Here is an 8,869-nt window from a genome sequence, read left to right on the forward strand (position 1 = left end):
ACAAGATGCTGGCCGTCATCGGTTCGAGGAAGCGCACGCGGCGAATGCCGCCATCACCACCTTTGTACTGCCCCGCACCGCCCGAGCCCTTGCGGATCTCGTAGCCCTCCAGCCGCACCGGAAAGCGGAACTCCAGCACCTCCGGGTCCGTGAGGCGCGAATTGGTCATGTGGCATTGCACGACGCTGGTGCCGTCAAAACCGCCCGCCAGTTGCCCATTCGCATCCCACACCCCACCCGCGCCGCTGCCCCCCGAGATCGTCTCGTAGTACTGGTAGCGCGTGCTGCCAAAGGTGAAGTTGTTCATGGTGCACTGCCCCGCCGCCATCAGGCCCAGCGCGCCATACAGCGCATTGGTGATGCAGGTGGAGGTCTCCACATTGCCCGCCACCACCGAGGCTGGCGGATTGGGGTTGAGCATGCTGCCCGGCGGGATGATGACGTTGAGCGGCTTGAGGCACCCGGCATTCAGCGGAATATCGTCATCCACCAGCGTGCGGAACACATACAGCACCGCCGCCATGCACACCGCCGTGGGCGCGTTGAAGTTGTTCGTCTGCTGTGGGCTGGTGCCGGTGAAGTCGATGGTGGCGCTGCGGCTCGCTGCATCCACCTTCACGGCCACGCTGATCTGCGCGCCGTTGTCCAGAGGCAGCGTGAACGCACCATCCTTGAGCCGTGTGATGACACGGCGCACGGACTCTTCGGCGTTGTCCTGCACATGGCGCATGTAGGCCTGCACCACGTCCAGCCCAAACTCGGCCACCATGCGGCGCAGCTCCTGCTGGCCCTTTTCGTTGGCGGCGATCTGCGCGCGCAGGTCGGCCATGTTCTGCTGCGGGTTGCGGGATGGATATTCGCCGCTTTCCAGCAGCGCAATCATCTCCGCCTCGCGCAGCACGCCGCGTTCCACCAGCTTCACGTTGTTGATCTGGACGCCCTCTTCTTCAATGCGCGTGGAGAACGGCGGCATGGAGCCCGGCGTGGTGCCGCCCACATCGGCGTGGTGGCCCCGGCTGCCCACATAGAACGTGGGCTCGGCCTCGTTGGCGATGTAGACCGGCGTGATGACTGTGATGTCCGGCAGGTGCGTGCCGCCGTGGTATGGGTCGTTGAGCACGAACACATCGCCGGGCTGCATGCGGCCCGCATTTTCACGGATCACGGTCTTGATGCTCTCGCCCATGCTGCCCAGGTGCACGGGCATGTGGGGCGCGTTGGCGATCAGATTGCCTGCGGTGTCAAACAGCGCGCAGCTGAAATCGAGCCGCTCCTTGATGTTCACCGAGTACGCCGTATTCTGCAGCTGCAGCCCCATCTGCTCGGCAATGTTCATGAACAGGTTGTTGAACACCTCCAGCAGCACCGGGTCCACCGTGGTGCCCACGGCATGTTGCACGGCGCGCGCCACACGGCGGTTGAGCAGCAGGTGGTCCAGATCGGTCAGTGCTGCTTCCCAGCCGGGCTCCACGATGGTGGTGGCGTTCTTCTCGGCAATGATGGCCGGGCCAGGGATCACGTCGCCGGGGCGCAAATCCTCGCGCACCACCAGGGCTGCGTCGTGCCATGCAGGCACGCCATCGATGCCACCGGTGTACATGCGCACGGTGCTGCGGCGCGGCACCTCGCGCGCGGGCTGCAGCGTGTGGCGTGGCTCCACGGGGGCATCGCCGGGCACCACGGCCTCGACCGACACAGCCTCCACCACCAGGCCCTTGCCCTGCATGAGGAAGGCAAAACGCTGGCGGTAGGCGTTCTCGAACGCGGCGGTGATTTCGGCCAGCGAGCCGAATGGCACGATGAGCGCGGAGTCGCTGCCCTCATAGCGCACATGCACGCGGCGGTGCACCACAGCAGTGCCCGCGCCCACCTGCTGGCGCTCCAGCTCGGTGCGCGCGGTGGTGGCCAGTTGCTCCAGCGTGGCCTCGATGCCGGGCAACGCGTCCGGCACGAGCTTGGTTTCCACCGCCTGTTCGCGGATCACGTTCTGATCCGCCAGGCCCATGCCGTAGGCGCTGAGTACCCCCGCCAACGGGTGCACAAACACGCGCGTCATGCCCAGGGCATCGGCAACCAAACACGCATGCTGGCCGCCTGCGCCGCCAAAACACTGCAGCGTGTAGCGCGTCACGTCGTAGCCGCGCGCCACGCTGATCTTCTTGATGGCATTGGCCATCTGCTGCACGGCGATCTGAATGAAGCCATGGGCTACGTCTTCGGCCTTGCGTCCGGTCTGTGTGGCGAGGCCTTCAAACTTCTGCGCCACCGCATCGCCATCCAGCGCCTCGTTGGCCGCGTGGCCAAACACCTTGGGGAAATGTGCAGGCTGGATCTTGCCCACCATCACGTTCGCATCCGTCACGGCCAGCGGGCCGCCACGGCGGTAGCTGGCGGGGCCAGGGTTGGCGCCCGCGCTTTCGGGGCCCACGCGGAAGCGTGCGCCATCAAAGCCGAGGATGGAGCCGCCCCCGGCTGCCACGGTATGGATGCTCATCATGGGCGCGCGCATGCGCACGCCCGCCACCTGGGTCTCGAACTCGCGCTCGAACTCGCCCGCGTGGTGGCTCACGTCGGTGCTGGTGCCACCCATATCAAAGCCGATGACCTTGTCGTGGCCTGCCAACCCAGCGGTGCGCGCCATGCCGACGATGCCGCCTGCAGGGCCGCTCAGGATCGCGTCCTTGCCCTGGAACACCTGCGCATCCGTGAGGCCGCCCGACGATTGCATGAAGAACAGCTTCACGCCCGGCATTTCGCTCGCCACCTGGTCCACATAGCGGCGCAGGATGGGCGACAGGTACGCATCCACCACCGTGGTGTCGCCCCGGCTCACCAGCTTCATCATGGGGCTGGTGGCATGCGATGCGCTCACCTGCGTAAAGCCGATTTCGCGCGCGATGCGGGCGGCGGCTTCTTCGTGTGCGGTGTAGCGGTAGCCGTGCATGAACACGATGGCCGCGCTGCGCAGGCCCGCGTCGTAGGCCGCCCACAGGCGTTCCTTCAGGTGGGCTTCGTCCAGCGGCTCGATCACTTCGCCCTGTGCACCCATGCGCTCCTGCGCCTCGATCACGCGCTCGTACAGCAGCTCGGGCAGCACGATGTGGCGGTCAAACAAACGGGGGCGGTTCTGGTACGCAATGCGCAGCGCGTCCTTGAAGCCCTTGGTGGTGATGAGCAGCGTGGGCTCGCCCTTGCGCTCCAGCAGGGCGTTGGTGGCCACGGTAGTGCCCATCTTCACGCACTCCACCAGCGCGGGCGTCACCGGCTCGCCCGGCTGCAAGCCCAGCAGGTGGCGGATGCCGGCCACCGCCGCGTCCTTGTACTGCTCGGGGTTCTCCGACAGCAGCTTGTGCGTGACCAAGGTGCCGTCCGGGCGCTTTCCCACCACGTCGGTGAAGGTGCCGCCCCGGTCGATCCAGAACTGCCAGCGGGACAAAGGAGAAACTTGTTGGGACATGATGATGCTATCTAATCAATAGCTGCCAGCGCATTCACTACCTGCGCTACAGCTGCATTTCATTCAAAAAACCAGAAACCAGGGGCAGGTTGTCACAGCGACGCTGCGGAGCGCGCTGCCTGGTCATACATGCCCGAGAGCACACGCAGCAAACGGGCCAGTTCGCCGATGTCGCGGTTGAGCGCGTCATCGGCATTCAAGGCATCGATGAGGCAGCTCTCGCGGATCTCGCGGTAGCGCTGCACATAGGCGCGGCCGGTGTCGGTGGCGGCGTAGGTGACTTCCTTGCCGTTCTTCTGCGAGGCGACCACGCCCAGGGTCTGCAGCTTTTTGAGCGAGTAGTTCACCAGGTGCGTGTCTTCCACGTTCATGATGAAGCAGATGTCGGCCAGTCGCTTGTCGCGTGCACGGTGCGTGACGTGGTGCAGCACCACCACGTCGAGCGGCGTCAGGTCCTTGAGGCCCGCCGCCGCCATGCAGTGCACCACCCAGCGGTGGAACGCGTTGCCCGCCACGATGAGGCCGAACTCGAACTCGCTCATCTCTGCACTCTGCGCCGACACCAGATGCGCCGACGACACGATGGGACCGGAGTCGGTTTTGGCCTTGGGCTTGGCGTCAGATTTCATGGCGGGTTCAGGCCTGCGGGTTCTGTCATTGGCACGGGATATGCATGGGGCATTGTAGGCAAGTCGATGGTAATTTGTTGGCAATTTGTCAGCGTTTAGGCAAAACACCTATCGCAATCGGATCGGCTTCCGATACAGTGATTTGTTACATCCAACCTTGTACATACAACCCTGCGGAGCAATATCCATGAAGCGTCGAATCTTCCCCGTGACCGCACTCGCCCTGACACTGGCTGCGGGCCTGTCTGCCACCTCGGCATTCGCCCAGACCAAGTGGGACCTGGCCGCCGCCTACCCCGCCACCAACTTCCACACCGAAAACATGGTGCAGCTGGCCAGCGATGTGGACAAGGCCACGGGCGGCAAGCTCAAGATCACGGTGCATGCCAACGCCGCGCTGTTCAAGGCCCCTGAAATCAAGCGCGCGGTGCAAGGCGGCCAGGCGCAGATGGGCGAGATCCTGCTGGCCAACTTCCAGAACGAGTGGCAGCTGTTTGGCGTGGATGGCCTGCCCTTCCTGGCCGACAGCTACGACGCCTCCAAGAAACTCTACGCGGCCCAAAAGCCCTTCCTGGAAAAGAAGCTGGCTGAGCAGGGAATGATGTTGCTGTACGCCGTGGCTTGGCCTCCACAAGGCATCTACACCAAGAAGCCGCTGGCCTCCGCCGCCGACCTCAAGGGCATCAAGTGGCGCGCCTACAGCCCTGCCACCGCGCGCATTGCCGAGCTGGTCGGCGCCCAGCCCGTGACGGTGCAGGCTGCGGAGTTCTCGCAGGCCCTGGCCACGGGCGTGGTCGAATCGACGATGACCTCGGGCGCCACCGGTGTGGACAGCAAGCTGTACGAACACCTCAAGTTCTACTACGACACCCAGGCCTGGCTGCCCAAGAACGCCGTGCTGGTGAACAAGAAGGCGTTTGACGCCCTCGACAAGCCTAGCCAGGACGCGCTGCTGAAGGCCGGTGCCGACGCCGAAGCACGCGGCTGGGCCAACAGTGCCAAAGTCAACACCGATACCGTCGCCAAGCTCAAGGCCAATGGCATGGACGTGGTGGCCCCACCGGCTGCCCTGAAGGCCGACATGGCCAAGGTGGGTGACACCATGCTCAAGGAATGGCTGGACAAGGCCGGCCCCGAAGGCAAGGCGCTCATCGACGCCTACCGCAAGTAAGCCCAGGCGCCCACGCACATGCGTCGTCTGCTGGACTTTCTGTACGACAGCGCCGCCGCCTTGGCGGCGCTTTTCATGGTCGGCTTGTTGGGGATGGTGCTGCTGTCCATCGCCAGCCGCCAGTTCCACTTCCACGTGCCGGGCACGGATGCCTATGCGGGCTATCTGATGGCCGCATCGGGCTTCCTGGCGCTCGCCCACACCTTGAAGCGCGGCGAGCACATCCGCGTCACGCTGCTGCTCAACTTTCTGAAGGGCGGCGCCAAGAAGGCGTTCGAGATCTGGGCTTTGGCCATTGCCACTCTGCTGGCCGTACTGTTCGCGGTGTACAGCTGCAAGCTGGCCTGGCAGTCGCACGAGTTTCACGACATCTCCACCAGCAGCGACGCCACGCCCCTGTGGATTCCGCAGATCGCCATGGCCTTGGGCACGGTGATTCTGGCGATCGCGTTCCTGGACGAGCTGGTGCTGGAGATGATGGGCAAGCGTGTGGATGCCTCCTCCGGCGAAGCATTGCGCAATGAATAAACCCGGCACGACCTACCATGAGTGATCTCGCCATAACCGGCCTGCTCGTACTGTCACTGTTCCTGATCCTGGGCAGCGGCGTATGGATCGGGCTCACCCTCTCCGGCGTCGCCTGGATCGCCATGCAGCTGTTCTCCGCCCGCCCGGCGGGCGATGCGATGGCCGTGACCATCTGGGGCAGCGCCTCCAGCTGGACCCTCACCGCCCTGCCTCTGTTCATCTGGATGGGCGAAATCCTGTTCCGCACCCGTTTGTCGCAAGACATGTTCAAGGGCCTGGCCCCGTGGGTCCAGGCGCTGCCGGGCCGGTTGCTGCATACCAACGTGGTGGGCTGCACCATCTTTGCCGCCGTGTCGGGGTCCAGCGCCGCCACCTGCGCAACCATCGGCAAGATGACGCTGCCCGAGCTGACGCGCCGCGGCTACCCCGAGCACATGGTGGTGGGCACGCTGGCCGGTGCCAGCACGCTGGGCCTATTGATCCCGCCGTCCATCATCATGATCGTGTACGGCGTGTCGGCCGAGGTGTCGATCTCGCAGCTGTTCATTGCGGGTGTGCTGCCGGGCATCCTGCTGGCGGCGCTGTTCTCGGGCTACATCATGCTGTGGGCATTGCGCCACCCCGAACAGGTGCCCGCCGCCGATGTGCGCATGAGCTTCATGCAAAAGCTGTCGGAGTCGCGCAGCCTGATCCCCGTGGTGCTGCTGATCGCGGCGGTACTGGGTTCCATCTACACCGGCTTTGCCACCGCCACCGAGGCCGCGGCCGTGGGCGTGGTCGGCTCGCTGGTGCTGTCTGCCGTGCAGGGCTCGATGACCTGGGGCACATTCAAGGACTCGCTGATGGGCGCCACGCGCCTGTACTGCATGATCGCGCTGATCCTCGCAGGCGCTGCGTTCCTCACGCTGGCCATGGGCTACATCGGCTTGCCACGCCACCTGGCGGAATGGATCGCGTCGCTGGGCTTGAACCAGGCGCAGCTCATCGTGGCGCTGGCGGTTTTCTACATCATCCTGGGCTGCTTTCTGGACGGCATCTCGATGGTGGTACTGACCATGGGCGTGCTCATGCCCACGGTGCAGGCGGCCGGCATCGACACCATCTGGTTCGGCATCTTCATCGTGCTGGTGGTGGAGATGGCGCAGATCACGCCGCCCGTGGGCTTCAACCTGTTTGTGCTGCAGGGCATGACAGGCCGCCAGCTGCCCTGGATCGCCAAGGTGGCCATGCCCATGTTCTTCCTGATGTGTGGCGCCGTGGCGTTGATCTATGTCTTCCCCGGCATCGTGACCTGGCTGCCGCAGCAGATGTCGGCGCGCTGAACGCACCTGCCGCCAGCAGGCACAGCCAAGCGGGGCGCCCCCACCGGGGACGCCCCGCTTGGCGTTTTGAGGGATGGAGAGGAGCCAGTCCGACGCTCCAAAAATCCGGCGACAATGGCCCGATGTTGAACGTTCTTGCCATCTGCATCGGCGCCTGTGTGGGCGCACTGGCGCGCTGGCGCCTGGGTCTGTGGCTCAGCCCCGGGGGCCTCATTCCCTGGGGCACGGTGGCCGCCAATCTGGTGGGTGGCTACCTCATCGGTGTGTGTGTCGCAGTGTTCCACGCCATGCCCCAACTCGACCCCGTGTGGCGGCTGGCGCTGGTCACCGGGTTTCTGGGCGCACTCACCACGTTTTCCAGCTTCTCTGCCGAAGTCGTTGAGATGCTGATGGTGCAGCGCTATGCCCTGGCGCTTGGCACCACAGCACTGCACCTGCTGGGCTCGCTGGGCCTCACGGTGCTTGGCATGCAAACTGCTTCGTATTTCATAGCATCACGCGCTTGATGTTCCTGCACTAGCACGTCATTTCGTCATTCATTCACGCCACACTGCATGGGCCCCCACCCGCTGCTGCCGGTGCCGCCCCTCTCTTCTCAGTTCACCTACCGATACGCGAGCCCCTCATGGAATCCAACACCCAACTCAACGAACGCCGCCTGGCCGATGCCTGGGCCGAGCTGCACAACCACGCCCACAACGGCAACCCCCTGCAGGCCGATGCCAACCGCATGGCCTTTGCTGACCCCGAATTCATGTTTCGCCGCGAAACCCGGGGCATCCGCTTTCAGCTCGAAATGCTCAAGCCCGACCTGGGCCAGGCCGAACAAGGTATTGAAAGCACCGTGGTGGTGTATGGCAGCGCGCGCTTTGTCGCACCCGACGAAGCCGCAGCACAGCTGGCCGAGGCCGAAGCCAGTGGTGACGCTGAACGCGTGCGCCGCGCGCGCCTGGCCGTGCGAAACGCGGGCTATTACGACCTGGCCCGCCAGTTCGCCAAACTGGTGGCCGACTACAGCGAACGCCAGCGCCCTGCCGACCGCATCTACATCTGCACCGGCGGCGGCCCAGGCATCATGGAGGCCGCCAACCGGGGCGCCCATGATGCGGGTGCACTGAACGTGGGCCTGAACATCGCCCTGCCCCACGAGCAAAGCGGCAACCGCTTCATATCGCCCTCGTTGTCCTTCAAGTTCCACTACTTCGCGCTGCGCAAGATGCATTTCATGATGCGCGCCAAGGCGCTGGTGGCCTTTCCTGGCGGCTTTGGCACGCTGGACGAGCTGTTTGAAGTGCTGACCCTCGTCCAGACCAAAAAGGCCAAGCCTGTACCCATCGTGTTGTTCGGCACCGACTACTGGAAGCGCCTCATCAACTTCGACGTGCTGGTGGAAGAAGGCACGATCTCCGCGCAGGACCTCAACCTGTTTCACTACACCGATGACCCACAGGAGGCTTGGGACCTGATCCGGGCGTTTTACAAGCTCTGAAAGTTAACCCTCCACCGACGCACGCACGTGTCGGTGGAGTATTGAGGCCCCTTTCTGCTACCTGATGACAGGCGGTGGCGGCGGAGGTGGCGGGCGCAGGATGATGGGCAGGACCGGGATGAACACGATGGGCGGCCGCACCGTCGGTGGCGGTGGCGCCGTCGTGGCAGGCGGCGGTGCCGTTGTCACCGGCGGTGCCGTAGGCCGCGTGGGTGGCGGTGGCGTAGTCGGTGTCGGGGCGGGCGGCGCTGGAGTACCCGGCTGTGGTGTACC

The 8,869-nt window shown here is 64.7% G+C and carries 7 protein-coding genes; 5 read left to right on the top strand and 2 right to left on the bottom strand.

The window, feature by feature from the left end; translation table 11 throughout:
- Positions 1-3,457, bottom strand: a 3,457-nt coding sequence (locus DBR23_RS18820) for a hydantoinase B/oxoprolinase family protein (protein ID WP_369882140.1), incomplete at its 3' end; no start/stop codon positions are given.
- Positions 3,458-3,549: 92 nt separating this feature from the next.
- Positions 3,550-4,086, bottom strand: a complete 537-nt coding sequence (locus DBR23_RS18825; RefSeq protein ID WP_056063673.1) for a winged helix DNA-binding protein — start codon at positions 4,084-4,086, stop codon at positions 3,550-3,552.
- Positions 4,087-4,273: 187 nt separating this feature from the next.
- Here DBR23_RS18825 and DBR23_RS18830 point away from each other — a divergent pair, with 187 nt between their 5' ends.
- The 5 genes from DBR23_RS18830 to DBR23_RS18850 all read left to right on the top strand — a co-directional run bounded on the left by DBR23_RS18830 (position 4,274) and on the right by DBR23_RS18850 (position 8,596).
- Complete coding sequence (locus tag DBR23_RS18830; RefSeq protein WP_056746370.1) at positions 4,274-5,257, top strand: TRAP transporter substrate-binding protein; 984 nt, start codon at positions 4,274-4,276, stop codon at positions 5,255-5,257.
- Positions 5,258-5,275: 18 nt separating this feature from the next.
- Positions 5,276-5,785, top strand: a complete 510-nt coding sequence (locus DBR23_RS18835; RefSeq protein ID WP_056746372.1) for a TRAP transporter small permease — start codon at positions 5,276-5,278, stop codon at positions 5,783-5,785.
- 17 nt (positions 5,786-5,802) lie between these two features.
- Positions 5,803-7,107, top strand: coding sequence for a TRAP transporter large permease (locus DBR23_RS18840; protein WP_099730478.1), 1,305 nt, complete (start codon positions 5,803-5,805; stop codon positions 7,105-7,107).
- Positions 7,108-7,229: 122 nt separating this feature from the next.
- Complete coding sequence (gene crcB / locus DBR23_RS18845) at positions 7,230-7,613, top strand: fluoride efflux transporter CrcB (RefSeq protein ID WP_108499223.1); 384 nt, start codon at positions 7,230-7,232, stop codon at positions 7,611-7,613.
- Between the two features lie 119 nt (positions 7,614-7,732).
- Complete coding sequence (locus tag DBR23_RS18850) at positions 7,733-8,596, top strand: TIGR00730 family Rossman fold protein (RefSeq protein ID WP_108499224.1); 864 nt, start codon at positions 7,733-7,735, stop codon at positions 8,594-8,596.
- The last annotated feature ends 273 nt before the right edge of the window (positions 8,597-8,869 follow it).

The organism is Acidovorax sp. HMWF018 (genome assembly GCF_003061035.1).
Classification (GTDB): Bacteria; Pseudomonadota; Gammaproteobacteria; order Burkholderiales; family Burkholderiaceae_C; genus Acidovorax; species Acidovorax delafieldii.